The 22,826-nt window shown below is 68.9% G+C and carries 21 protein-coding genes; 8 read left to right on the top strand and 13 right to left on the bottom strand.

What is annotated here, in order from left to right; genetic code table 11:
• The first annotated feature begins 7 nt into the window (after window positions 1-7).
• Both AC3WQZ_RS19290 and AC3WQZ_RS19285 read left to right on the top strand, forming a co-directional pair.
• Window positions 8-820: an SDR family oxidoreductase gene (locus AC3WQZ_RS19290; protein ID WP_010812782.1), complete on the top strand. Its 813-nt coding sequence runs from the start codon at window positions 8-10 to the stop codon at window positions 818-820.
• 85 nt (window positions 821-905) lie between these two features.
• A complete protein-coding gene (locus tag AC3WQZ_RS19285) occupies window positions 906-1,880 on the top strand; it encodes a Bug family tripartite tricarboxylate transporter substrate binding protein (protein ID WP_010812783.1) in 975 nt (324 codons plus the stop codon).
• Between the two features lie 66 nt (window positions 1,881-1,946).
• Here AC3WQZ_RS19285 and AC3WQZ_RS19280 read toward each other — a convergent pair whose 3' ends face one another.
• The 3 genes from AC3WQZ_RS19280 to AC3WQZ_RS19270 all read right to left on the bottom strand — a co-directional run bounded on the left by AC3WQZ_RS19280 (window position 1,947) and on the right by AC3WQZ_RS19270 (window position 7,542).
• On the bottom strand, window positions 1,947-3,338 hold the full coding sequence (locus tag AC3WQZ_RS19280; protein WP_010812784.1) for an MFS transporter: 1,392 nt from the start codon (window positions 3,336-3,338) through the stop codon (window positions 1,947-1,949).
• 142 nt (window positions 3,339-3,480) lie between these two features.
• Window positions 3,481-6,876, bottom strand: a complete 3,396-nt coding sequence (locus AC3WQZ_RS19275) for an ATP-binding protein (protein WP_492301078.1) — start codon at window positions 6,874-6,876, stop codon at window positions 3,481-3,483.
• 18 nt (window positions 6,877-6,894) lie between these two features.
• Window positions 6,895-7,542, bottom strand: a complete 648-nt coding sequence (locus AC3WQZ_RS19270; protein WP_011617566.1) for a response regulator — start codon at window positions 7,540-7,542, stop codon at window positions 6,895-6,897.
• 468 nt (window positions 7,543-8,010) lie between these two features.
• On the opposite strand from AC3WQZ_RS19270, the gene AC3WQZ_RS19265 reads away from it, so the two are divergent.
• Window positions 8,011-8,175 (top strand): FmdB family zinc ribbon protein, encoded by a 165-nt coding sequence (locus AC3WQZ_RS19265; RefSeq protein WP_010812787.1) that lies wholly within the window; start codon window positions 8,011-8,013, stop codon window positions 8,173-8,175.
• A 181-nt stretch (window positions 8,176-8,356) separates the two neighbouring features.
• The gene (locus AC3WQZ_RS19260; protein WP_439669258.1) at window positions 8,357-8,611 is read left to right on the top strand and encodes a hypothetical protein; all 255 of its coding nucleotides are present in this window, start codon (window positions 8,357-8,359) and stop codon (window positions 8,609-8,611) included.
• 9 nt (window positions 8,612-8,620) lie between these two features.
• Here AC3WQZ_RS19260 and AC3WQZ_RS19255 read toward each other — a convergent pair whose 3' ends face one another.
• Both AC3WQZ_RS19255 and folE read right to left on the bottom strand, forming a co-directional pair.
• Window positions 8,621-9,064, bottom strand: a complete 444-nt coding sequence (locus tag AC3WQZ_RS19255) for a BLUF domain-containing protein (protein ID WP_010812789.1) — start codon at window positions 9,062-9,064, stop codon at window positions 8,621-8,623.
• 45 nt (window positions 9,065-9,109) lie between these two features.
• Window positions 9,110-9,859 carry a GTP cyclohydrolase I gene (gene folE / locus AC3WQZ_RS19250; protein ID WP_439669257.1) on the bottom strand — a complete coding sequence of 250 codons (750 nt, stop codon included), beginning with the start codon at window positions 9,857-9,859 and terminating at the stop codon, window positions 9,110-9,112.
• A 292-nt stretch (window positions 9,860-10,151) separates the two neighbouring features.
• Here folE and AC3WQZ_RS19245 point away from each other — a divergent pair, with 292 nt between their 5' ends.
• Window positions 10,152-10,343 carry a hypothetical protein gene (locus AC3WQZ_RS19245; RefSeq protein ID WP_041688176.1) on the top strand — a complete coding sequence of 64 codons (192 nt, stop codon included), beginning with the start codon at window positions 10,152-10,154 and terminating at the stop codon, window positions 10,341-10,343.
• A gap of 9 nt (window positions 10,344-10,352) precedes the next feature.
• Here the strand turns inward: AC3WQZ_RS19245 and AC3WQZ_RS19240 are convergent, their stop codons facing one another.
• Genes AC3WQZ_RS19240 through AC3WQZ_RS19230 form a run of 3 tightly spaced genes read right to left on the bottom strand, consistent with a single transcriptional unit; the run spans window position 10,353 to window position 14,696 of the window.
• Window positions 10,353-11,606: an arsenic transporter gene (locus AC3WQZ_RS19240; RefSeq protein ID WP_492301077.1), complete on the bottom strand. Its 1,254-nt coding sequence runs from the start codon at window positions 11,604-11,606 to the stop codon at window positions 10,353-10,355.
• A gap of 30 nt (window positions 11,607-11,636) precedes the next feature.
• On the bottom strand, window positions 11,637-13,748 hold the full coding sequence (locus tag AC3WQZ_RS19235) for a penicillin-binding protein 1A (RefSeq protein WP_010812793.1): 2,112 nt from the start codon (window positions 13,746-13,748) through the stop codon (window positions 11,637-11,639).
• Between the two features lie 30 nt (window positions 13,749-13,778).
• Window positions 13,779-14,696, bottom strand: coding sequence for an alpha/beta hydrolase (locus tag AC3WQZ_RS19230; RefSeq protein ID WP_011617563.1), 918 nt, complete (start codon window positions 14,694-14,696; stop codon window positions 13,779-13,781).
• 190 nt (window positions 14,697-14,886) lie between these two features.
• On the opposite strand from AC3WQZ_RS19230, the gene AC3WQZ_RS19225 reads away from it, so the two are divergent.
• Window positions 14,887-15,129 carry a hypothetical protein gene (locus AC3WQZ_RS19225; RefSeq protein WP_492301075.1) on the top strand — a complete coding sequence of 81 codons (243 nt, stop codon included), beginning with the start codon at window positions 14,887-14,889 and terminating at the stop codon, window positions 15,127-15,129.
• Window positions 15,130-15,298: 169 nt separating this feature from the next.
• The gene (locus AC3WQZ_RS19220) at window positions 15,299-17,251 is read left to right on the top strand and encodes a sigma-54-dependent Fis family transcriptional regulator (protein WP_010812796.1); all 1,953 of its coding nucleotides are present in this window, start codon (window positions 15,299-15,301) and stop codon (window positions 17,249-17,251) included.
• A 96-nt stretch (window positions 17,252-17,347) separates the two neighbouring features.
• Here the strand turns inward: AC3WQZ_RS19220 and AC3WQZ_RS19215 are convergent, their stop codons facing one another.
• From AC3WQZ_RS19215 to AC3WQZ_RS19200, 4 genes are all read right to left on the bottom strand, one after another.
• Window positions 17,348-17,749 carry a DUF779 domain-containing protein gene (locus AC3WQZ_RS19215; RefSeq protein ID WP_010812797.1) on the bottom strand — a complete coding sequence of 134 codons (402 nt, stop codon included), beginning with the start codon at window positions 17,747-17,749 and terminating at the stop codon, window positions 17,348-17,350.
• A 2-nt stretch (window positions 17,750-17,751) separates the two neighbouring features.
• Window positions 17,752-19,272 (bottom strand): aldehyde dehydrogenase, encoded by a 1,521-nt coding sequence (gene adh, locus AC3WQZ_RS19210; protein WP_010812798.1) that lies wholly within the window; start codon window positions 19,270-19,272, stop codon window positions 17,752-17,754.
• A gap of 220 nt (window positions 19,273-19,492) precedes the next feature.
• Window positions 19,493-19,831 carry an antibiotic biosynthesis monooxygenase family protein gene (locus AC3WQZ_RS19205; protein ID WP_492301073.1) on the bottom strand — a complete coding sequence of 113 codons (339 nt, stop codon included), beginning with the start codon at window positions 19,829-19,831 and terminating at the stop codon, window positions 19,493-19,495.
• A gap of 25 nt (window positions 19,832-19,856) precedes the next feature.
• Window positions 19,857-20,486, bottom strand: coding sequence for a LysE family translocator (locus AC3WQZ_RS19200; protein ID WP_492301071.1), 630 nt, complete (start codon window positions 20,484-20,486; stop codon window positions 19,857-19,859).
• Window positions 20,487-20,570: 84 nt separating this feature from the next.
• On the opposite strand from AC3WQZ_RS19200, the gene AC3WQZ_RS19195 reads away from it, so the two are divergent.
• The gene (locus AC3WQZ_RS19195) at window positions 20,571-21,896 is read left to right on the top strand and encodes an aminotransferase-like domain-containing protein (RefSeq protein WP_010812801.1); all 1,326 of its coding nucleotides are present in this window, start codon (window positions 20,571-20,573) and stop codon (window positions 21,894-21,896) included.
• Window positions 21,897-21,918: 22 nt separating this feature from the next.
• On the opposite strand, the gene purU is transcribed toward AC3WQZ_RS19195, so the two are convergent.
• Window positions 21,919-22,815: a formyltetrahydrofolate deformylase gene (gene purU / locus AC3WQZ_RS19190; protein ID WP_041688172.1), complete on the bottom strand. Its 897-nt coding sequence runs from the start codon at window positions 22,813-22,815 to the stop codon at window positions 21,919-21,921.
• Window positions 22,816-22,826: the final 11 nt, after the last annotated feature.

The raw sequence follows: 22,826 nt of genomic DNA, 5'->3' as shown, positions 1-22,826 counted from the left end.
ACAACCCATGGAAGTACGCAACAAGACCGTCGTGGTGACCGGCGCGGCCACCGGCATCGGGCGCGCGCTGGCGCTGGCCTTTGCGCAGGCCGGCGCGCGCGGCGTGGCCGTGGCCGACCTGAACGCGGCCGGCGCCGCCACCGTTGCCACCGAGGTCCAGGCCGCGGCGCCTGCGTGCCAGGTGTTCGCCCAGCCGGTCGACGTGGCCGATGCCGCCGCCGTGCAGGGCCTGGCCGACGAGGCCACGCGCCGCTTTGGCCAGGTCGACATCTTCTGTTCCAACGCCGGCATCATCCTGCGCAAGGGGCTGGATGCGAGCGCCGACGAGTGGCAGCGCATCTGGGAAATCAACGTGATGGCGCATATCCACGCGGCCAGGGCGGTGCTGCCGCAGATGCTGGAGCGCGGCGACGGCTACTTTATCAACACGGTGTCGGCAGCGGGCCTGTTGTCGCAGATCGGCTCGGCGCCGTATGCGGTGACCAAGCACGCCGCCATCGGCTTTGCCGAGTGGCTGTCGATCACCTACGGCGACCGCGGCATCAAGGTCAGCTGCATCTGCCCGCAGGGCGTGCAGACCAACATGCTGTTCGGCGAGAAGGGCGAGCGCAAGGGCTTCCTGCAGGAAGGCTCGGTCACCGCCGAGCACGTCGCCGCGGTGACGCTGGAAGGGGTGGCCGATGAGCGCTTCCTGATCTTGCCGCACCCGGAGGTGCTTGAGTACTATCGCCGCAAGGGCCAGGACTATGACCGCTGGCTGCGCGGCATGCGGCGCCTGCATGACAAGGTGATGCAGGAGTTCGGCGGCATCGCGGTATAGAGCTTAGCAGGTTCAGACGGCGGCAGTGGCCGCCGTCTTCACATAGCAGGCGGCCACGCAGCCGCCGGCAACAGGAGGAACACCCATGCGTTTCGGCACCCTTGCCGCGGCAATGCTTGTCACATCCGCGCTGGTCGGCGCGGCCCCCGCGCTCGCGCAAACCTGGCCCGCCAAGCCGATCCGGATCGTGGTCGGCTTCCCGACCGGCGGCGCGCCCGATACGCTGGCGCGCATCGTCTCGGAGAAGATCTCGCCATCGTGGGGCCAGCCCGTGATCGTGGACAACAAGCCCGGCGCGGGCGGCAATATCGGCGCCGAGGCGGTGGCGCACGCGCCGGCAGACGGCTACACCCTGGCACTGGGCACGGTCGGCACGCACTCGATCAACGGCGCGCTGTACAGCAAGATGCCGTACGACATGGTGAAGGACTTCGCGCCGGTCATGATGATCGCCTCGACGCCCAACGTGCTGGTGGTCAACCCCGGCGTGCCGGCGAAGACCACGGCCGAGCTGATCGCACTGGCGAAGAGCAAGCCCGGCGCGCTGACCTTCGGCACCCCCGGCGTCGGCACCTCGCCGCACGTGGCCGGAGAAATGTTCAATTCGATGGCCGGCGTCAAGATCACGCACGTGCCCTACAAGGGCCGAGCCATGGCCATCCCCGACCTGCTCGGCGGCCATATCACCATGATGTTCGACAACCTGCCGTCGGCCTTGCCCGTGGTGCGCGAGGGCAAGCTGCGCGCGCTGGGCATTACCAGCGCGAAGCGCTCGGCCTCGGCACCGGATATCCCGACACTGGCCGAGCAGGGCTTGCCTGGATTTGAAGCCGATTCATGGTTCGCCGTGTTCGCGCCGGCCAATACGCCGAAGGATGTGGTGGCCAGGCTCAACACTGAACTCAACCGCATCTTCACGCTGCCCGATGTGCAGGCGAAGCTGAAGACGCTGGGGCTGGATCCGATCCTGGGGACGCCGGAGAAACTGGCGGCATACCAGCGCCAGGAGATTGCAAAATGGGCGAGGGTGGTGAAGGAATCGGGGGCGAAGGCGGAGTAGGCCTTTAAATCCAGAGGGTTTGCTCCCCTCTCCCGCTTGCGGGAGAGGGGAGCACGCAATCACTGATCAGGCGTCCGGCTCCACCGCCCCCCGCGCAGGTTCCGCGCCGCTGGCATCGCGCAACCTGCTCAGGCTGATCAAGGCCCCCAGCGCCGCCACCACCGCCGCCAGATACAGCGCAATGCGGGCCGCGCCGGTCGGCGTCAGGCTGAACAGCAGCGCCACCACCGCTGTGCCGCTGGTCTGCCCCAGCAGCCGCGTGGTCGCCTGCGCGCCGCTGGCGCCGCCGCTGCGCTCGGGCGGCGTGGCGCCGATCATGGCGCGGTTGTTGGGGGACTGGAAGAAGCCGAAGCCCGTGCCGCACATCGCCATGCGCCAGACGATATCCAGGCTGCCGGCGTCCGGGCCCAGCGTGGCCAGCCCGACCAGCCCGCCCGCCAGCATGGCCAGGCCGATGCCGGCGAGGATGCTGGCCGGATAGCGGTCCGACAGCCGGCCCGACACCGTGGCCATCACCGCCACCATCAGCGGCCAGGGCGTGATCAGCAGGCCGGTTTCCTGCAGGGAGCGGCCGAGCTGGTATTCGAGATAGAACGGCAGCGCGATAAAGGCCAGCATCTGCGTCATGAAAGAGCAGAACGAGGTGCCCACCGCCAGCGTGAAGGAGCGGCTGGAAAACAGGTCCACCGGCACCAGCGGCGCGGGGCGCCCGTGCTGGCGCCGCACCAGCAGCCAACCCAGCATCACAGCGGCGGCCATGCCCGCGGCGCCTGCGATGCGCCAGCGGGCGTGGCCCAGGCCGTCGACGCCGAGGATGAACATGCCGAACACCAGCGCCGACAGCAGCGCGCTGCGGTAGTCGAACTCGCGCGGCTGCGGCGGCGTCGCGGGCAGCGAAGTGCGGCTCAGCACCAGCGCGACGATGGCCACCGGCACGTTGACCGCGAACAGCCATTTCCAGCTGGCGACCGCCAGGATCAGCGCGCCCAGCGACGGGCCCACGGCGATGGTCACGCCGACCACCAGCGCGTTCAGCCCGATGCCGCGGCCCAGGCGCGTGGGCGGGTAGATAAAGCGCACCAGCGCCGTGTTGACGCTCATGATGCCGGCGCCGCCGATGCCCTGCAGCACGCGCGCGGCCACCAGCATCGGCAGGTTGACCGCCAGCGCGCACAGCAGCGAGCCCAGCAGGAAGGTGGCCAGCCCCGCCCGGTACACGCGCTTGTAGCCAAGGATGTCCCCCAGCGACGAGAGCGGCAGCAGGCACACGGTCACCGTCAGCTGATAAGCGTTGACCACCCAGATCGTGCTGGACGGATCGGCCTGCAGCTCGCGTGAGATCGAGGGCAGGGCGATGTTGGCGATCGAACCATCGAGCACGGCCATGATCAGGCCGAAGAAAACAGTGAGGATCGCCCAGGTCCGCTGTGGCTGGGGAAGGCCTTGTTCTGGCTGCATGGGGAGAGACATTGAAGACAATGCCGCGCCAGCATTGCTCAGGCATGGCCAGGACGGCCATGGCGCAGCGTTGCCATTATCGTCCCGCGTGGCGATGCTCGCAAATCCGCTAATTGTGGTAAGGCGCAGCGCGCCGCGCGCATTATTCCGCTGCGGCGGCCTGCGCGTATCCGCGCAGCCGTTCATGCAGGGCTTCGGCCGCGGCTGCGGCGGCCGGGGTCCACGCCTGGGCGCCGTCACACAGTGCTTCCAGTGCCAGGCATGCCCCGACGATGGGCTGGCGGCGCACGATCATGAAGGCGCCGGCTGCGGCATGGACCCAGTGCCGCAATGCCGGCAGGTTCTGCTGCGCAATGATGTGCGCCAACGCTGGCAGGTCTTGTTGCAGCTGCCGGCGCAGCATGGCTTCGTAGCGGCGGCGATCAGCGGCTTCTGCCTGGGAAGCCGCAGCTGGCTCGTCATTGGTGCGAGGGGCCGCGGCATGCCGGCGGCCGGGCAGGCCATGCAGGCACGCCTGCAGGTCCTGCAACGACGCCGGCTTGGCGATAAAGCCGGAAAAGCCGCGCAGGCGCCAGTCTGCGCATGGCTCGCTGCCAGTGAATGCGCTGAAGGCCAGTACCGGCATGTCGGGATGCTGCGCGCGCACCGCGCGCAGCAGCGCATGGCCGTCCATGACTGGCATATGGATATCGGTCAGTACGGCGTCGATGTGCGTGCTCTTCAGCTCCGCCAGTGCCTGCCTGCCGTTGCCTGCAACGATCGGGTGGCAGCCAAGTGCCTGCAGCTGTTCGGCGATCAGGGTCTGGTTCAGCGCATTGTCCTCGGCGACAAGGATCGTCAGCGGCGCCTCGGCCGATGCCGGGAGTGCCTGCGCCGCCGGCGCCGGGCCTTCGGCCGCCTGGGCCACGCAGTCGAGCAGCGCGCGGTGGCTGTAGGCCGTGACTTCGTGCATGCCGGGGGCGCACTGGCACGGCCGATGCGGGCCCTCCTGTGTCACCCACACAACCGGGACCTTTGCCGCATCGCGCAGGCCGGCCAGTGCGGCCAGGGGGTACTCTTCAGTGGCGACGATAACGCGTGGCACCTTGACCTGGAAAGACGCCAGTGCGGCCGCCTGCGATGCCAGCACATCGGCACGCCAGCCTGCCGTGGCGAGCCACGCGGCCAGGGCCTCGCCGGTGCGCATGTGCTGGCACAGCACGACCACGTCGCCGCACTGCGCCGCGGCGGGCGGGACCGGCGGCAGCGGCGTGCCAGCGGCCGCCGGCAGCGGCACCGAGACCGTGAACGCGCTGCCCACGTCCGGCACGCTGTCCACTCTGATGCTGCCGCCCATCAGCTCGCACAGCCGGGCGCAGATCGACAAGCCCAGGCCAGTGCCGCCGTAGCGGCTGGCGGTTGCGGCATCGCCCTGCACGAAGGGCTGGAACACGCGCGCCGCCAGCGACGGCGGCATGCCGATGCCGGAATCGCTGACGCGGCAGACCAGCCGCTGCGTGCCGTGGTGGTCCTGGCGCAGCTCGCCGCTTAAGGTGATGCGGCCGCTGGCAGTGAACTTGAAGGCGTTGCTCAGCAGGTTGTTCAACACCTGCACCAGGCGCATGCGGTCGCCTGTGACCTCAGCATCCAGCGATGGCGACAGCTGCAGGTGGAAGCGGATGGGGCGGCCGGCCACCATCGGCGCATGGGTCAGCGCCACGCTTTCCAGCGCCTCGACGGGGCGGAAGGGCGCGTTGACCAGCCTGAGCTTGCCGGCATCGATCTTGGAAAAATCCAGCACATCGTTGACGATCCGGCGCAGCGCCTCGGCGGCGCTGTCCAGCGCCCTGAGCCGGGGCGCGTGTGCCGCCAGGCCGCTGCCGCGCGCGAGCAGCTCCAGGTTGCCCAGCAATGCGTTCAGCGGCGTACGGATTTCGTGGCTCATCGCGGCGAAGAAGGTCGAGCGTGCGCGCATCATTGCCTCGGTGGCCTGCTGGGCGGAGCGCAACTGCTCTTGCAGTGCCTGCTGCGCGGTGCAGTCCTGCACGGCGCAGAACAGCACTGCCTCATCGCGGTAGCGCGCCGGCGCGTAGGTGATTTGCAGGAAGTGCTGGGTGGCGTCGCCGTGGCCGGATGGCTCATCCGCCGGCACGCGCGGCGGTGCCGCGACGGTAAAGCTGGAAATGGACGCTTGTCCGCTGCTGCCACCGCATGGCTGTTTCTTGAACGCCTCCGCTACGGCATCGGGCAGGTGCCCATGGGGCTGCCATTGCAGCAGCACGCCGGCCAGCGGGTTCGACGTCAGGACGGCGTAGTCGTGCTGACGCACGATGCAAAGGCCGATCGGCGTGGCATTGACCAGCACCTGGTTCATCAGCTCGCTTTCCAGCGCACGCGAGGCTTCGGCGTGCGTGCGCCGCAGCAGGTGCCGGCTCCAGTAGCGCGCGGCCAGCCCGATGGCGCCGGTCAGCAGCAGCATGGCGCCGGCGATCACGGCCAGCTCCGCTGCCAGCGCCGTGCCCAGCATGCGATACGGCAGGTGGTAGACCAGCTGCCCGAAGCCTGCCGGCAGCGGCTGCACCAGCCGCATGCCCGATGGCGTGACATCCAGCCTGCTGTGCGACAGCAGGCGCGTGCCGGCTGCCACATCGTTGACGCTGGCCGAGGCCGCCGGCCAGTCTTGCGGCGATACATCGATGACCTGACCGGCTGGATTGAGCAGTGCCAGCAGCGCCGGATCCTCCGCGCGCTGCAAGTCGGCCAGGAAGGCGTGCAGGGGCACGCAGGCGGCCACCAGCATGGTGGGCGTGTCGCCGGCATAGGCGGCGCCGGCCAGCACCATGACCGGAGTGTCGTCCACCGGGTGGCGCAGCGGACCCACCCAGACCTGCTGCTCGCGCGCCGGCACGCTGCGGCCGCTGCGCTCCAGCAGCGCCTGGGTCAGCCATGTGCGCAGCAGCGGGATCAGCGCCGGGTCGAGCGCGAGCGGTGGCGCGCCGGCCTCGGGCTGGCTGATGACCACGGCGCTGTCCTCGTTCAGCGCGACCGCGTAGGCCCCGTGGTCGAGATCGAACGCCTGTTGCGTGGCCACCGCAGCCAGGGCAATCTGCCGCAGCCGCACGTACTGCGCCGGCAGCCCGGCGCCCCAGCCCTGCCGCGTTGCCTCGGTGGCAAGCAGGTGATAGTCCTTGCGCACGGCATCGACGTGGAGGCTGGCGGTGCCGGTGCGCCGGAAGGCCCCGAAGCCGGGATCGCGCGATGGCTCCGGTGCGGGTGCATCCAGGTTGTAGCGGATGCCCAGCACGGTGCGCCGCAGGAACGAGGACTCGTTATGCAGCAACTGCGAGACCGAGCCGGCGTACCGCGAGACGTCGCTGCGGCGGTAGTCCAGGTGTTGTTCCGTGGCCAGGCCGGCAAGCAGCAAGCCGGAGAACAGCACGATGGCGATCAGCACCGCGATGGTCACTGAATACTGGTGTTGCTGGCGCCTCGCATTGTCGGCAAGCGCATCGAAGGCGCTGGCCAGGGTTTCACGGGTACGGTCGACGGTTTGCTGCATCGGCGGGTTCCGGCCGTGTCAGATCAGGCGGTTTTCATAGGCGTAGCGGATCAGGCCGGTATTGGTCTGCACCCCCAGCTTGCGCATGGCCACGGTCTTCTGGCTGGAGATGGTGCTGACCGAGCGGCCGAGCTTGCCGGCGATGTCGGTCAACTGCAGGCCCTGCACATAGAGCCGGATCACTTCCAGTTCGCGCTGCGTCAGTTCGGTGGCCGGTGCGCCGGCCAGCGTGGCGTGTTGCAGGATGGCGTGCACCGCGGGCGAATAGAAGCAGCTGCCGCCGGATGCGACGTGGATGCAGGCGCGCACGACCTCCTCCAGGTGGTCTTCCTTGCTGACGAAGGCGCGCACGCCAAGCTTCATGGCGCGGCGGATGATGGCGGGATTGGTCTGGGCGCTGATCACCACCACGCGCGTCAGCGGATGGCGACGCGCCAGGCGGCCCAGCAGGTTGAAGCCGTCCAGCGAGGTATCGCCGTGGCCCATGCAGAAATCGGTGATGGCGATATCGGCGTGATGTTGGTCCAGCGCGCCGAGCAACTCCGTGCCGTTGCGGCATTCGCAGCTGATCTGGGCACTGCCGCTGCGCTGCAGGCAGTCGCGCAGGGCGGCCACGACCAGCGGGTGGTCGTCCGCCAGGGCGACACGCAAGACTCCGTCGTACATAGCTATCTCCGGATGGGCGGCAACCGGTCCACGCCGGTTGCACTGGGCGATTGCGCCACCACAAATCCGAGATTCTGGCTATGTTCCGCACCTCCTTGAATCGTAATTCAGCTAGTTCAGGGAACTAGCTGAGGCGGGCATGGACACGGCCAGTTTGGGAAATGCGTGACCTGCCAATAGAACGGCGCCATGCCGCGATGCTTGACCTGGGTTTGCGCAGCATTGCGTCGCTTGTTCCGCGGCGAGCGCGGCCGGCTATTTGCCTTATGTCAATGCGTGGCGGAAGACGCATTCACGCAGCGGCAGGCAGGAGCGCCGCGAGAGAAAGTGAATTCGCGGTGACATCCCCGCATGCGCGCAGCGCGCCGGCTCCGGCACGGCGAACTTTCACGCTTCGGGGCACGGACCGCTGTCCTAGAATGAAGCTGACACGCGCCCCGCGGCGCGTGCACCGCGTTGGGGAACGCCATGCCCGTCTACCAATACCGCTGCGAGAAGTGCGGCCATATGTTCGAGAAAACCGAGCATCTCGCGGAACACGCCTCTGCCCATCCGAACTGCCCGAACTGCGGCAGCCAGTCCGTCCAGCACGCACCGGCCCCGTTCGTGGCAGTGACCCAGCGCAAGAGCTGAGTCCGCTGAGTCCGAACAACTACCTCCCAGGAGGGTTTGCGGCCCGCCGCAGTTGTGCGGCGGGCGCGCAGGTGTGCCGCCGGCCGACGGCCGCGGCATGTCTTTTCCAGGCGTGGTGCCCGTGCGCCACGTGCGTTAGCGCTGCGCGCAAGCGGCGATCTCAACCTTGACGGAGGATGCCATGGCAACGAGACCGTTCACCGAATTTCCCGCCGACGAGCAGCAACAGGTCCTGCAGGTATGCAGGCAGGTCGGGCTGGCGGCCGAGATGTTCGAGATTTTCGAGGAAAGCCGCGAGGCCGGGGTGCGGCGCATCAGCGTGCACCGGGTCGGCACGGACAAGACCAGTGTCTACGAGGCAGGCCCCGGTTCGGTCTGGGTCGAGGAATTCGAGAGCGACCTGGAGTGCGGCCTGTTCGGCCAGGTGACGGCCTGACGGCGAGGCTCAGTGCCGTCCGCGTTCGCCGGTGCGCGACACCACTGACGCGCCGGCGATCAGCTCCTTGAGCAAGGCCAGCGACGCCGCACCGCAGGTGCGGTACGGATCCAGTTCGGCGCGCGCCGAGAACTTGAGCAGGGTGGCGGTGTTGATGCGCGCCGCATTGACCTGGCCCATCGCCCAGCCGGCAAAGTCGCGCGTGCAGGTTTCCTCGAAATGCAGCAGGGTCACGTCGTGGTGGCGCGGGTCGCGTGCGATCGCCTGGAACAGCTGTGATACGTCCTGGCGGTCGCCTTCCAGCGCCTGCAGGAAGATGCCGTTGCCGTGGCACAGCACCCCGGTGATGCCGTGGCGCGGATTGCGTTCCAGGCTGGTGGCCAGGATGGCGTCGAGCAGGGCGGCGTCGATGGCCTGGCGGGCACGGCTGGCATAGAGCAGGCGGACTAGCATGGGCGTGGCGCTCGGTTGTGGCGGCTGGTGGGCGGGGCGTGCGGCCTAGCCGCGGTTGTGGTTCAGCAGCGTGAGGAACTCGCGGCGCAGGCTGTCGTCCTTCAGGAACGAGCCGCGCATCACGCTGTTGGTCATCTTGGCATCGGTGTCGCGCACGCCGCGCCAGTGCATGCAGAAGTGCTCGGCTTCCATCACGATGGCCAGGCCGTCGGGACTCATCTTTTCCTGCAGCAGGTCGGCGACCTGTGCCACCGCCTCTTCCTGGATCTGCGGCCGGCACATGATCCATTCGGCTAGCCGCGCGTACTTGGACAGGCCGATCAGGTTGGAATGCTGGTTCGGCATCACCCCTACCCACAGCTTGCCGATGATCGGGCACAGGTGATGCGAGCAGGCACTGCGCACGCGCAGCGGGCCGACGATCATCAGTTCGTTGAGCTGGCCGACGTTGGGGAACTCGGTCACCGGCGGCGCCTTGGCGTAGCGGCCGGCGAAGATCTCCTTCAGGTACATCTTGGCGACCCGGCGCGCGGTTTCCTGGGTGTTGTGGTCGTTGTCGACGTCGATCACCAGCGCGCGCAGCACGTCCTCCAGGCGCGCCTGCACTTCGGCCTGAAGCTGCTCCATCTCGCCCGGCTCGATGTGGTGCGAAATATTGTCGTTGGCGTGGAAGCGCTCCTGCGCGGCCTCGAGCCGTGCGCGGATGCGGGCGGAGACGCTGTGGGCGTGGGGGTGGCCGGCATCGTCGCCGGCGTTGCTGTCCTTCGCGCGGTGCGCCGCGTCCTTGCTGGTCATGGTTATGCGTGGTGGGATGGATGACTGCGCAGCGGGTGTGCCGGATTCACTATATGGCAGATGCCGTGGCCTCACAACCCGCACGGGGCATGGCAAGGTGCGGCGCGGTGGGCCGATTACGCCACAAGCCGACGTTGCTCCGTGAATAGTTCATGACATCGCTAAAGCCCGCGCCGCACAACGCCGACAAGCGCACATAATGTCTGCACAACGCCAGGCAGCCCGCCATAAAGCCGCCGGCACCCGGCCGCTGCAGCGCGCGGCCTGACTCTTTGTCGGGAATAACGTCATCATGCCGATTGCCTTTCCGTGCAGCAGCCTGATGCTGCTCCATGTGGTCACAGTGCCGCTGCCGGCCACGCCGGTGGAAACTGGCGTGGCGGAACACCACGCCAGTGCCGTGCGCCATGGCGCGACCGGCCTGCGCCGGCCCCTGCCGCAGGCCGCCAACACCCCCGCGGCCAATGACGCCGCTACCAGCTGAGCCAGCGGCCTAAAGCAGCAAAAGCGCCAGTGCCGGCAGCATCGCTGCCGGCATCACCACGGCCCCCACGCGCAGGAACTGGCCGGCGCTGACCATATGCCCTTCGCGCCGCAGCGCCGTGAGCCACAGCAGCGTGGCCAGCGAGCCGGTGACGGACAAGTTGGGGCCAAGGTCAATGCCGATCAGCACGGCACCGGTCACGGCATGCGAGGCATGTCCGCCCGCCAGCGCCGAGGCGGCGATCAGGCCGGCCGGCAGGTTGTTGGCGATATTGCCCGCCAGCGCCACCACCGCGCCCACGCCCAGCAGGGCCAGTGCGCCGCCGTCGCGCGACGCCGCTGCGACGGCATCGGCCAGCTGGCCGATCACCACGGTCTGCTCCAGTGCCGCGACCAGCACGAACAGCCCCGCCACCATCGGCAACACCCCCCATGACACCCCGCGCAGCGCCGGCACCAGCAGCTCGCGCCGGGTCGCGCAGACCAGCAGCAGCGTGGCCACGCCCGCCGCGCAGGTCGGCCAGCCCAGGTCGTTGCCGCGCAGCGAGGCCACCAGCAGGATCAGGCCGGTCAGCACGATGCCCAGCGCGGTCAGCCGGGCCTGCGGCGACAGCGGCGGCACCGGCACGTCATGTTCGATGGGCTCGGCCAGCGCCGCGCGCTGGGTCCACCACAGCGCTGCCAGCGTGGCCAGCACCGCGGCCAGCGACGGCAGCGCGAAGCTCGCCAGCCAGCCCGCCAGCGGCGGCATGCGTGTGCCGAAGATGACCAGGTTGGCCGGGTTGGAGATCGGCAGCACGAAGCTGGCGGCATTGGCGATGAAGGCGCACGCGTACAAGTAGGGCAGCGGATGCCGGACCCGCGCGGCGCGGGTGGCGGCCAGCACCGCGGGCGTCAGCACCACGGCGGTGGCGTCGTTGGACATGAATGCCGTCACCAGCGTGCCGAAGCCGTACACCATCAGGAACAGCCGCGGCGCCGAGCCGCGCGCCCGGCGCACGGCGAGCGCGGCGACGTGGTCGAACAGCCCGGTCTTGCGGGCCAGCTCGGAGATCAGCATCATGCCCGCGAGAAACAGGTACACGTCGTAGCCGCGCAGCACCGCCGCCAGCGCGTCGGGCAGCGTCATCAGGCCGGTGACCCACAGCAGCAGGGCGCCGGCGGCGGCCCAGAAGGCTTCGGGCAGGCGGAACGGGCGGAACAGGACGCCGGCCGTGGTCAGCGCGGCGACCGACCAGATCAGCAGCGGGGCGTGGCTGGACATCGGGATCGGGGACAGTGGAAAGCCGGAAGTCTACAGCCTGGCGTCCGCGGGGACGGCCGGCGTGGCAGCGCCGGGCGCCGGCAGGCCAGTTGCCTCGCTGGTGACAGGTGTCGGCGCGGGGGCAGCCGGGGCCGGCGCCGCGGTCCCGCCGAGGTTGCTGGCGACCGGATCGACCGCCGGCGCCGCCGCGGGTGCCGGCGGCGGGAAGCCGATGGCGGCGATGCCGTGGCTGCCATCGGCATACTCCGCGTACATCCAGTCATCTCCCACGCGGACCACGCCGGCGGGCGCTTCAGCTTCAGGCACGGGCACGCCCGCAAGGCGGCCCTCCATATAGGCGGCCCACACCGGCAGCGCGGTGGTGGCGCCGAACTCATGTTCGCCCAGGCTGCGGTTGTCGTCGTAGCCCATCCACGCCACCGTGACGACGCCGCCGGCGTAGCCCGCGAACCAGCCGTCGACCGAGTCATTGGTGGTGCCGGTCTTGCCGGCCACGTCGGCGCGGCGCAGGTAGCGGCGCACGCCGGCGCCGGTGCCGTCGTCGACCACGCTGCGCAGCAGGCTGTCCATGACGAAGGCGTTGCGGGCGCTGATCACGCGCGGCGGGGCCGGGCTGTCCGCGGCGTCCTCCGACTCGGCAGAGAACAGCACCTTGCCTTCGCTGTCGGTGATGCGCGCGATCAGGTAGGGCTCGATGCGGTGGCCGCCGTTGGCAAAGACGCCATAGGCCGCGGCCAGGCGCAGCGGCGAAGTGGTGCCGGTGCCCAGTGCCAGCGGCAGGTAGCGCGGCAGCCGCCTGGGCGCGAAGCCGAAACGGCTGGCGAACTCCACCGTGTACGGGATGCCGATCGCCTGCAGCGTGCGGATCGCCGGCAGGTTGCGCGATTCCGCCAGCGCCTGGCGCACGGTGATGGGGCCGACAAAGCGCCCGTCGTCATTGGACGGCTGCCAGCGCGAACCATTGGGCAGCGGCGCGTCGTTGATCAGCGTGCCGGGCGACACGCCGCGCTCCAGCGCCGCCGCATAGACGAAGGGCTTGAAGGTCGAGCCCGGCTGGCGCTGCGCCTGGGTGGCGTGGTTGAAGCGGCTGGTGGCAAAGTCGGCGCCGCCCACCATCGCCTCGATCGCGCCGGTGGCGCTGTCCAGCGATACCAGCGCACCCTGCGGGCCCTGCGACAGGTCCTTGACGAACTTGCGGTGGCGCCGCGCGTAGCCTTCCAGCCCGCCGTGCACCGCATCGTAAGCCAGGGTCTGGCGCACCGACGACACCGTGGTGTAGACGTTCAGGCCGCGCGTGTAGGCCTCGTCGCCAAAGCGCTCGCGCGCCAGCTGGCGCGCGAGTTCGGCCACGTACTCGGCATGCCCGGCAAAGCTGCCGGGGCTGTCGTCGGAGATTGCCAGGCGCGCGGCGCGGGCCTCGCGGTAGTCGTCCTGGCTGATCATGCCCAGTGCCAGCATGCGGCCCAGCACATATTCCTGGCGCCGCTTGGCGCGCGGGAAGTTGACCACCGGGTTGATGGACGAAGGGGCCTTGGGCAGCCCCGCCAGCATCGCCGCCTCGGCCAGCGACAACGACGCCAGCGGCTTGCCGAAGTACGCATGCGCGGCGCTGCCGAAGCCGTAGGCATGCTCGCCCAGGTAGACCTGGTTCATGTACAGCTCAAGGATGCGGTCCTTGGGCAGGGTCTGGTCGATGCGCCAGGCCAGCAGCATTTCATACCACTTGCGCGCCAGCGTCTTCTCGCGCGACAGGTAGAAATTGCGCGCCACCTGCATGGTGATGGTGGACGCGCCCTGCGCATAGCCCTGGCCCAGGTTGGCCAGCGCGGCGCGCAGCACGCCGGGCATGTCGACACCCTCGTGCTCGTAGAACTGGTCGTCCTCGGCTGCCAGCAGCGCCTGGACCATGCGCGACGGCATCTGCCCGAAGGGGATGAACTCGCGGTGCTCGCTGCCGAACTCGCCGATCTGCACATTGTCGCTGGTGTAGATCCGCAGGGGCACGTCGGGCCGGTAGTCGCGCAGGGAGTCGACTGCGGGAAGCTGCCGCAGGCTTACCACCGCGGCAAAGCCGGCAAGCAAGGCACCGGCTGCAGCCAGCGCCAGTACGGCGCCGCCTGCCTTGACTGCGATTTTTTTCATGCGCGCATTTTACCCGCTGCCTGACTGGCGCTAGCGGCCGGCCGCCAGCGGCAGCGGGTTGCCGAGCTCGTCATGGTCGATGGGCGGCGTGCCGGTGGCGGCCGGCGGTGCGGGCTGGGCTGTAGCCACGCGCAGCCTGGCCTGGCCGTGATGCCGGGCAAATTCGCACAGCGCCAGCCAGGTTTCCTCGCGTTCGATAATGGTGAAGTGATTCGTGGCTGGCACGGTCTGCAACGCCACCGGGCCGGGCCAGGCAGCCATGAGCCGTTCCGAGCATTCATGCGGCACCACTTCATCGGTCTCGGCCAGCAGCACCTTGGTGCTCTGCACGACCTTCTTGCAATGCGAGATCGAATCGAAATGGTGGCGCATCAGCTGGCGCAGCGGCACCAGCGGGAAGCGCTTGCGCACCAGTTCAAGCAGCGAGTCGTAGGGCGTGATCAGCTGCAGGCTGTCGAAGTCCTGCAGATCCGCCAGCTGGATCGCGACGCCGGTGCCCAGGCTGCGGCCCACCACATGCACCCGGGTGTCGGGGAAGACACGCCGCGCATGCAGCAGGAACTGGCTGGCGTCGGCCACTGCGGCGCCCTCGGACGGCAGGCCGTCGGAGTGTCCCAGGCCGCGGTAGTCATAGGTGGCGAAGGCCATGCCGGCGGGCAGCCAGCGCGCGTACTGCAGCGTTTCGAGCACATCCTCGCCACGCCCGGGCAGGTAGAACAGCAGGTCGCGCACGTTGTCGCCGGGGCTATGGTAGATGTAGCCGCGCACCACGCCGCCGGGGATCAGGTGCGAGTAGCCAATGATGCCGTCGGGCAGGTCGCGCGGCGGACGCCGGCGCGCATCGAACAGCAGCCGTTCCTGGTTGAGCGTCAGGTAGGTCCAGTAGCAGGCGAAGCCGCTGGCAGTCATCAGCGCGGCTGCCAGCGTACGGCGGGTGATCAATGGCATGGCTAGTCTTCAGTGTCGCTGCCAGGCGGGGCGCACCAGCGCCGGCCTTGCCGCCCAGCCGCGCAGCCTACCTCATTTTTGTCAGGCGCGAGCGCGCAGCGCAAGCCGCCCGGCGCAGTTCTTGTACGATATACCTCATTCACGCGCGCGCACCCCCTCCCGAGACGGCGCGCATACGGAGCAAACGGGCATGAGCGAGCAGAAACACGAGCAATACCGCGCCGAAGAGGCGCAGGCCATAGAACGCGTGGTCGCGGCCACGCGGCAGGTGCAGGTGGCCTTCACCGCCTTGCAGGCCCACTATCCGCCGCAGGGCAGCGGCAAGCCTTCCAAGCTTGCGCTGCAGACGTTCGATGCGGCGCTGCAGGCGCTGGAAGATGCCCAGGCCACCTTCGACGAAATCCTGAACGACCTGCTCGACGAAAAACGCTGACCCCGGCCCGGCATGGCGCGGGGGCAATACATGGCCGGGAGCCTGTGATAAGGTTGCCGGACTACAGCCGCCCGGCCTGCCGCCGCACCTGAGCTGCACGGCACGCGCCACGGGACGGCAGGCAGCGGCCGCGACGCGCGCCGCCTGCTGATACAGGAGACCCGCCGCCATGCACCGTGCCGCCCATCCCGCTGCGCCTTCCGATGTTGCCCGCCAGGCTGCCCATGTCGACCCGGCCGATGCCGACCGCGCCGGCCTGATCGCCCGCGCGCATGCGCGTTCGGCCGGCTTCGGGCTGGATGTGCGCCATGCGCCCGGCTTCGATGCCGTCAGCCCGCGCGCGCTGGGTGAGCTGGTGGACGCCAGCCGCGACTTGTACCGCCATGCCTTGCCGGTGATGGAGACCCTGCACGCGCAGATCGCCAATACCGACAGCATGGTGCTGCTGACCGACAGCAGCGGCGTGATCCTGCACAGCCTGGGCGACGGCGAATTCGTCGCGCGGGCGCGGCGCGTGGCGCTGGCACCGGGGGTATCGTGGTCGGAGCCGAGCAAGGGCACCAATGCCATCGGCACCGCACTGGCGGAGGCCCGTCCCACCCTGATCCATGCCAGCGAGCATTTCCTCGAGTCCAACCACCAGCTGACCTGCTCCTGCGCGCCGATCGCCAGCCCGACCGGTGCCATCCTGGGCGCGCTCGATGTCAGCGGCGATCATCGCGGCTTCCACCGGCACACCATGGCGCTGGTGCGGATGTCGGCGCAGATGATCGAGAACCACCTGTTTGCCAACCACTTCCCGGACGCGCTGCTGGTGCGCTTCCATGCGCGGCCCGAGTTCGTCGGCACGCTGTTCGAGGGCGTGGCGGCGTTCTCGCCCGACGGCGCCTTCCTGGCTGCCAACCGCAGCGGCCTGTTCCAGCTGGGGCTGGCCCCGCACGCGCTGGCGGACGCCGGTTTTGCCGGGCTGTTCGGCCAGCCGGTGCGCGCGGCGATGCAGGCGCGCGGTGGCGCGGCGGGATCGCTGCAGACGCTGACGCTGCCCAGCCGGGTGCAGGTGTTTGCCCGCATCGAATACCTGGCCGCGCCCATCGCGGTGCGCCAGCCCGGCGCCGAAGACCCGCTGCCGCCGGCACTGGCCGCGCTCGATACCGGCGACGCCGCGGTGGCCGCGGTGCTGCGCCGCGTGCGCAAGGTCAGCGGGCGCGATATCACCATCCTGGTCCAGGGCCGCACCGGCACCGGCAAGGAGTGGCTGGCGCGCGCCATCCACGCCGCCTCGCCGCGCGCCGGCGGGCCTTTCGTCGCGGTCAACTGCGCGGCCATCCCCGAATCGCTGATCGAGGCCGAACTGTTCGGCTATGAAGAAGGCGCCTTCACCGGCGCGCGTCGCCGCGGGAGCGAGGGCAAGGTCGTGCAGGCGCACGGCGGCACGCTGTTCCTGGACGAGATCGGCGACATGCCGCTGGCACAGCAGGTGCGGCTGATGCGCGTGCTGCAGGAGCGCGCGGTCACCCCGCTGGGCAGCGCCCGCGCGCTGCCGGTCGATGTGCGCGTGGTCTGTGCCACCCACCGCGACCTGCGCGCGATGATTGCCGATGGCGCTTTCCGCGAAGACCTGTACTACCGCATCAATGCGCTGGCCGTGACCCTGCCGCCGCTATGCGAGCGCAGCGACCTGCCGCTGCTGGTCGATCGCATCCTGCAGCGGCAGTGCGAAGAAGCCGGCCTGCCGTCCCCGGTGCATGTCGACGCGCAGGTGCTGGCGCTGCTGCGCCGGCACCCGTGGCCGGGCAATATCCGGCAGCTTGCCAACGTGCTGCGCACCGCGGCGATCCTGGCGGAAGGGGAGGCGCAGATCGGGGTGGAGCACCTGCCGGAAGGGTTTGAGCAGGAGTGCGGCGATGAGGCGGAGCGCTGTGACGCGGCGGCTGCCGTGCAGGCGCCGGCGCCATCAAAATCCGCCCGCATGCGCGACTGGGAAGCAGGCCTGATCCGGCAGGCGCTCGCCAGGCACGGCGGCAATGTCAGCCACGCGGCGCGTGAGCTGGGGGTGTCGCGCAATACGATCTATCGGAGGTTGAGGGAGGGGTTGGAGGGCGACGAGGAAGCGGAGCGCTGAAGGCCTTCCGATCCCGCTTGTTTGCTCCCTCTCCCGCTTGCGGGAGAGGGAGCACTCCGTCGGCAAGCAACTACCGACATCAGCAAGCAATCATCCTCACAACCCCGGCTGCGCCGCGAGCCACGCGGCCTCTTCATCGCTGAACAACTCCGACCGGGTCAGGAACCGCTTCCCCGTCCGTCCCTCCAGCGAGAACATCCCGCCCGCCCCCGGCACCACATCGATCACCAGCCGCGTGTGCTGCCAGTACTCGAACTGCGCCCGCGTCATGTAGAACTGCGCGCCGCCGATCTCGCCCAGGCAGACATCGGCCTGCCCCACCAGCAGTTCGCCGGCGGGGTAGCACATCGGCGCGCTGCCGTCGCAGCAGCCGCCGGACTGGTGGAACATCAGCGGGCCATGCCGCGCGGCCAGCTCCGCGATCAGCGCGAGCGCGGCCGGGGTTGCCACCACGCGTGCGACCGGCGCGGTGGCGGGAGCGGACGTCGGGCCCGCCATGGTCAGAAGAACCCGAGCGCGTTGGGGCTGTAGCTCACCAGCAGGTTCTTGGTCTGCTGGTAGTGGTCGAGCATCATGCGATGGTTCTCGCGGCCGATGCCGGACTGCTTGTAGCCCCCGAATGCCGCATGCGCGGGGTAGGCGTGGTAGCAGTTGGTCCACACGCGCCCCGCCTGGATGCCGCGGCCCATGCGGAATGCGCGCGCGCCGTCACGTGTCCAGACACCCGCACCGAGCCCGTAGAGCGTGTCGTTGGCGATGGCCAGCGCTTCTTCCTCATCCTTGAAGGTGGTCACCGAGACCACCGGCCCGAAGATCTCTTCCTGGAAGATGCGCATCTTGTTGTGGCCGGCGAACACGGTCGGCTTGACGTAGTAGCCGCCCGCGAGGTCGCCGTCCAGCACGTTGCGCTCGCCGCCGGTGAGGCACTGCGCGCCTTCCTTGCGGCCCAGGTCGATGTACGACAGGATCTTCTCCAGCTGTTCGGCGGACGCCTGCGCGCCGATCATGGTGCCGGTGTCGAGCGGATGGCCCTGGCGGATCGCGGCCACGCGCTTGAGCGCGCGCTCCATGAAGCGGTCGTAGATCGATTCCTGGATCAGCGCGCGCGACGGGCAGGTGCAGACCTCGCCCTGGTTCAGCGCGAACATGGCAAAGCCTTCCAGCGCCTTGTCGAAGAAGGCGTCGTCCGCGGCCAGCACATCCTCGAAGAAAATGTTGGGCGACTTGCCCCCCAACTCCAGCGTCACCGGGATCAGGTTCTGCGACGCGTACTGCATGATCAGCCGGCCGGTGGTGGTCTCGCCGGTGAAGGCGACCTTGCTGATGCGCGGGCTCGATGCCAGCGGCTTGCCGGCTTCCAGGCCGAAGCCGTTGATCACGTTGACCACGCCCGGCGGCAGCAGGTCGCCGATCACTTCCATCAGCACCAGGATCGAGGCCGGCGTCTGCTCCGCGGGCTTGAGCACCACGCAGTTGCCGGCGGCCAGCGCCGGCGCCAGCTTCCAGGTGGCCATCAGCAGCGGGAAGTTCCACGGGATGATCTGGCCGACCACGCCCAGCGGCTCATGGAAATGGTAGGCAATGGTGTCGGCGTCGATCTCGGAGATGCCGCCTTCCTGCGCACGGATGCAGCCGGCGAAGTAGCGGAAGTGGTCGACCGCCAGCGGCAGGTCGGCGGCGGTGGTTTCACGCACCGGCTTGCCGTTGTCGATGCTCTCGGCCACGGCCAGCAGCTTCAGGTTGGCCTCGATGCGGTCGGCGATGCGGTTCAGGATATTGGCGCGCTCGGTGGTCGAGGTGCGAGCCCACGCGGCCTTGGCGGCGTGCGCGGCGTCCAGCGCGGCGTCGACATCCTGCTGGCCGGAGCGCGGCACGCGCGTGAACGGCTTGCCGGTGATCGGCGTGGTCGATTCGAAGTACTCGCCGCCGGCGGGCGGCACCCAGGCGCCGCCGATGTAGTTCTCGTACTGCTGCTTGTAGGGGTTGCTGACGCCCAGCTGGGCGATTTCCGCCATGTTCATGTCTCGCTCCGTTCAGAGATTTCTGTGGTGTCGTCACGGCATTCCGGCCGTGCGCACGGCAGGCAGATCGCAAGAGCTGTGCCGGGGCGTGAATCGAACGAAAAAACGGGGAAAAGCGGGGGGCGCGTGCGCGTGGCACGGGTGGGAGATGTCACGCGCCGGCACGGCTGTGCCAGCGCGTGACACCGGGTGTTCCAGAATGGAACACCCGGGGCAGGGCTTACCCCTGCCGCTGGCGCCGGCCGTCGGGCACGAAGTGCCGGAGCGAACCGTCGCCATAGGCGCGCTGCACTTCGGATATCACCACGTGATAGCCGTCATACCACTTGCGGTACTGGCGCTTGGCGTCCAGGTGCCGCGGGTGGGTGGCGAAGGCCTGCAGGGAGTCCTTGTCGCGCCAGTAGTAGCTGGCGTTGGACAACTGGCCATCTGGCGAGCGCCAGGACTCGGCACCGACAAAGCCGGGTATGCCGGCGGCGATCTCGTCGATCAGGGCGCTAAGGCGGTGGAACTCGTCATCGGCCTGGCCGGGCCGGTAAATAAAGGCTGCGATATACATCAGGGGCTCTGCGTGGGAAACGGGTTCAGGCCGGGCGTGAGGTCAGCACCAGCCGCAGCGCCAGCAGCACCAGCACGGCTGCCAGGCCGCGCGACTGCAGTGTTGCCGCCTTGGGATGGCGTGACAGGAAGCGGCGCACGGTGCCGCCAGCCGCGCCGAGCAATGCGTGAAACACGGTGGCGATCACCGTCAGGACCAGGCCAAGCACGAGCAGCTGCCGGGCCACGCCGCCCTTGCCGGGATCCACGAACTGCGGCAGGAAGACCATGAAGAACAGCAGCGCCTTGGGATTGAGCAGGCTGTTGAGCATGGCGCGCACGAACACCGAGCGCAACGACGCCTGCGTCACCACTGCCTCTTTCAGCGCAAGCGGCTGCCGCAGCGCCTTGACCGCCATCCACAGCAGATAGGCCGCGCCGGCATAGCGGATCAGGTCGAACGCCGGCGCCCACGCCATCACCAGGGCGGTGATGCCGGTGGCTGTCAGGACCGTGAGGATCAGGTCGGCCACGGCAATCCCCAGTGCCGTCGCAACGCCGCCCCGAAGGCCATAGGTGATGCCATGTGCCATCACGAAGGCCATGTTCGGGCCGGGTGACAGGAGCAGCAGCATCACTGCCGCCGCGAAGACCGACAGGGTGGTCAGGGCAATCATGTGCAGGAAATGGTTAGCGTTGACTAGGCATGCAGGCTATTCTTCTGGCCTGATACACGCAAAGCATTGTTCTAGATACAAAGTATGGCCCACGCGCGCTACAAAACCATTGTTGACGAGATTGCCGCGCGCATTCATCGCGGCGAACTGCCTCCGGGCACGCAACTGCCGACGGTGCGTGCGCTGATGAAGCAGTACGGCGTGGCGCTGGCGACCGCGGCACGCGTCTACGTCGAGCTGGAGGCCGTCGGCCTGGTGGTCGGCGAGACCGGCCGGGGCACGTTCGTGCGCGATACCTCGCTGCCGCGTGGCCTGGGGCTGGAGCAGCATCCGGTGCGCGCCGGCGCGGTGGACCTGACTTTCAACTATCCGTCGCTGCCCGGGCAGGTTGAACTGTTGCGCGATGGCTTGCGCAGCATCGCGGCTTCGGGCGACCTTGACGCGTTGCTGCATTCCGCGCCGCAGGGCGGGCGCCCGCACGAACGGCAGGCCGTCGCCCGGCACCTGCGCAACCGCGGTATCCGGGTGCCGGGCAGCCAGGTGCTGATCGTCAACGGCGCGCAGCAGGGCCTGGCGGTGACGGTGATGGGGCTGCTCAATCCCGGCGACGTCTTGGCGGTTGACGCGCTGACGTACCCGGGCATGAAGGCGCTGGCGCAGTTGTATCGGCTCGACCTGGAGCCGTTGCCGGTGACCGCCGCGGGCCTGGACCTGGATCGCCTTGCCGCGCTCTGCAAGCGGCGTCCGGTGCGGGCGGTCTACACCATGCCGACCATGCACAATCCGCTGGGCTATGTCATGAGCGAGGCGGACCGCGGTCGCCTTGCGGCCCTGGCGCAACGGCATGATCTGCTGATCATTGAAGATGGCGCCTACGCCTTCCTTGCCGAACCGGCGCCGAAACCGGTGTTCACCTTCGCGCCAGAGCGGACCGTCTACGTCTCGGGCCTGTCGAAGAGCGTGGCATCGGGACTGAGGATGGGGTTTGTCGCGGCGCCCGCGCCGCTGGTGCCGGCCCTGGAACGCGCCATTCGCGTGTCAACCTGGAACACGCCGTCGCTGACCGTGGCGCTCGGCTGCCTCTGGATCGAAGCCGGCATCGTCGATGACCTGGAAGATCGCAAGCGCAAGGATGCCCGGCGCAGGCAGAGCCTGGCGCGGCGCATCCTGCGCGGCTGCCGCGTCACGGCGCACCCGTCTTCATACTACCTGTGGCTTGAACTCGAGGAGGACCTGCGCGCCGACCAGGTCGTGGCCGCCCTGGAGCACGAGGGTGTGCTGGTGACGACGGCCGAGCCGTTCGCGGTCGGCGCGAGCGTGCCGCATGCGCTGCGGCTGGCGCTCGGGTCGATTTCCATGGATGCGCTGGAGCAGGCGTTGCGCAAGGTCCGGCGGGCGGTGGCCGGCTGAAGCTGCGGCAAAGGCTGCCGCGTCAGCGGAACACCAGGGTCCTGCCGCCGTTGCGCAGGACCCGATGTTCCGCATGCCATTTCACCGCACGCGCCAGCGCCACGCATTCCACGTCGCGTCCGATGGCGGTCAGCTGTGCGGCGTCCATGGCATGGTCCACGCGCGCGACTTCCTGTTCGATGATGGGGCCTTCGTCGAGGTCGCCGGTCACGTAGTGCGCTGTGGCGCCGATCAGCTTGACGCCGCGCTCATAGGCTTGCGCGTACGGGCGCGCGCCCTTGAAGCTGGGCAGGAAGGAATGATGGATGTTGATGGCGCGGCCCTCCAGGCGGCGGCACAGGTCGTCGGACAAGACCTGCATGTAACGGGCCAGGACGACCAGGTCGATGCTGTAGTCGCAGACCAGGTCCCACAGCCGCGCTTCTTGCGCGGCCTTGCCTTGCGGCGTGGCATTGAGCAGGGGCAGGTGATGGAACGGGATGTCGTAGCTCGCCGCAAGCTGGTAGAAGTCCTTGTGGTTGGAGACGATGGCCGGAATCTCGATGGGCAGCTGGCCGGTGCGGTAGCGGAACAGCAGGTCGTTCAGGCAGTGGCCGATCCTTGACACCATCAGCATCACGCGCGGCTTGCGCGCGGCGTCGTGGAGGGACCAGTCCATCTCATGCGCGGCCGCCACGCCTGCCAGCGTGCTGCGCAGGGCAGCGAGCGCATCGCCGGCATCCTGGCCTTCGGGCAGCGGCCGCTGGAAGTGCACGCGCATGAAAAACCGTGCGCTGTCGCGATCGCCGAACTGCGCGGAATCGACGATATTGGCGCCGGCTTCCACCAGCAGCGCTGAAACGGCATGGACAATGCCGGGACGGTCGGGGCACGACAGCGTCAGGATGTAGCTGGCGGTTTCGGTCTGGATCACTGGCATGGGCACTCCGG

Source organism: Cupriavidus sp. FW305-26 (assembly GCF_058787975.1).
This window is presented reverse-complemented; position numbering and strand designations above follow the sequence as displayed.

Bases quoted from the DNA above. Each gene is read 5' to 3' on its own strand.
- AC3WQZ_RS19255 (WP_010812789.1), bottom strand. From the start codon at position 9,064: ATGCTAGTCCGCCTGCTCTATGCCAGCCGTGCCCGCCAGGCCATCGAC.
- AC3WQZ_RS19205 (WP_492301073.1), bottom strand. From the start codon at position 19,831: ATGTATATCGCAGCCTTTATTTACCGGCCCGGCCAGGCCGATGACGAG.
- AC3WQZ_RS19270 (WP_011617566.1), bottom strand. From the start codon at position 7,542: ATGTACGACGGAGTCTTGCGTGTCGCCCTGGCGGACGACCACCCGCTG.
- AC3WQZ_RS19215 (WP_010812797.1), bottom strand. From the start codon at position 17,749: ATGGCGGGCCCGACGTCCGCTCCCGCCACCGCGCCGGTCGCACGCGTG.
- AC3WQZ_RS19220 (WP_010812796.1), top strand. From the start codon at position 15,299: ATGCACCGTGCCGCCCATCCCGCTGCGCCTTCCGATGTTGCCCGCCAG.
- AC3WQZ_RS19260 (WP_439669258.1), top strand. From the start codon at position 8,357: ATGGCAACGAGACCGTTCACCGAATTTCCCGCCGACGAGCAGCAACAG.
- AC3WQZ_RS19240 (WP_492301077.1), bottom strand. From the start codon at position 11,606: ATGTCCAGCCACGCCCCGCTGCTGATCTGGTCGGTCGCCGCGCTGACC.
- AC3WQZ_RS19235 (WP_010812793.1), bottom strand. From the start codon at position 13,748: ATGAAAAAAATCGCAGTCAAGGCAGGCGGCGCCGTACTGGCGCTGGCT.
- AC3WQZ_RS19245 (WP_041688176.1), top strand. From the start codon at position 10,152: ATGCCGATTGCCTTTCCGTGCAGCAGCCTGATGCTGCTCCATGTGGTC.
- AC3WQZ_RS19195 (WP_010812801.1), top strand. From the start codon at position 20,571: ATGGCCCACGCGCGCTACAAAACCATTGTTGACGAGATTGCCGCGCGC.
- AC3WQZ_RS19200 (WP_492301071.1), bottom strand. From the start codon at position 20,486: ATGATTGCCCTGACCACCCTGTCGGTCTTCGCGGCGGCAGTGATGCTG.
- AC3WQZ_RS19225 (WP_492301075.1), top strand. From the start codon at position 14,887: ATGAGCGAGCAGAAACACGAGCAATACCGCGCCGAAGAGGCGCAGGCC.
- purU (WP_041688172.1), bottom strand. From the start codon at position 22,815: ATGCCAGTGATCCAGACCGAAACCGCCAGCTACATCCTGACGCTGTCG.
- folE (WP_439669257.1), bottom strand. From the start codon at position 9,859: ATGACCAGCAAGGACGCGGCGCACCGCGCGAAGGACAGCAACGCCGGC.
- AC3WQZ_RS19230 (WP_011617563.1), bottom strand. From the start codon at position 14,696: ATGCCATTGATCACCCGCCGTACGCTGGCAGCCGCGCTGATGACTGCC.
- AC3WQZ_RS19285 (WP_010812783.1), top strand. From the start codon at position 906: ATGCGTTTCGGCACCCTTGCCGCGGCAATGCTTGTCACATCCGCGCTG.
- AC3WQZ_RS19280 (WP_010812784.1), bottom strand. From the start codon at position 3,338: ATGCAGCCAGAACAAGGCCTTCCCCAGCCACAGCGGACCTGGGCGATC.
- adh (WP_010812798.1), bottom strand. From the start codon at position 19,272: ATGAACATGGCGGAAATCGCCCAGCTGGGCGTCAGCAACCCCTACAAG.
- AC3WQZ_RS19265 (WP_010812787.1), top strand. From the start codon at position 8,011: ATGCCCGTCTACCAATACCGCTGCGAGAAGTGCGGCCATATGTTCGAG.
- AC3WQZ_RS19290 (WP_010812782.1), top strand. From the start codon at position 8: ATGGAAGTACGCAACAAGACCGTCGTGGTGACCGGCGCGGCCACCGGC.
- AC3WQZ_RS19275 (WP_492301078.1), bottom strand. From the start codon at position 6,876: ATGCAGCAAACCGTCGACCGTACCCGTGAAACCCTGGCCAGCGCCTTC.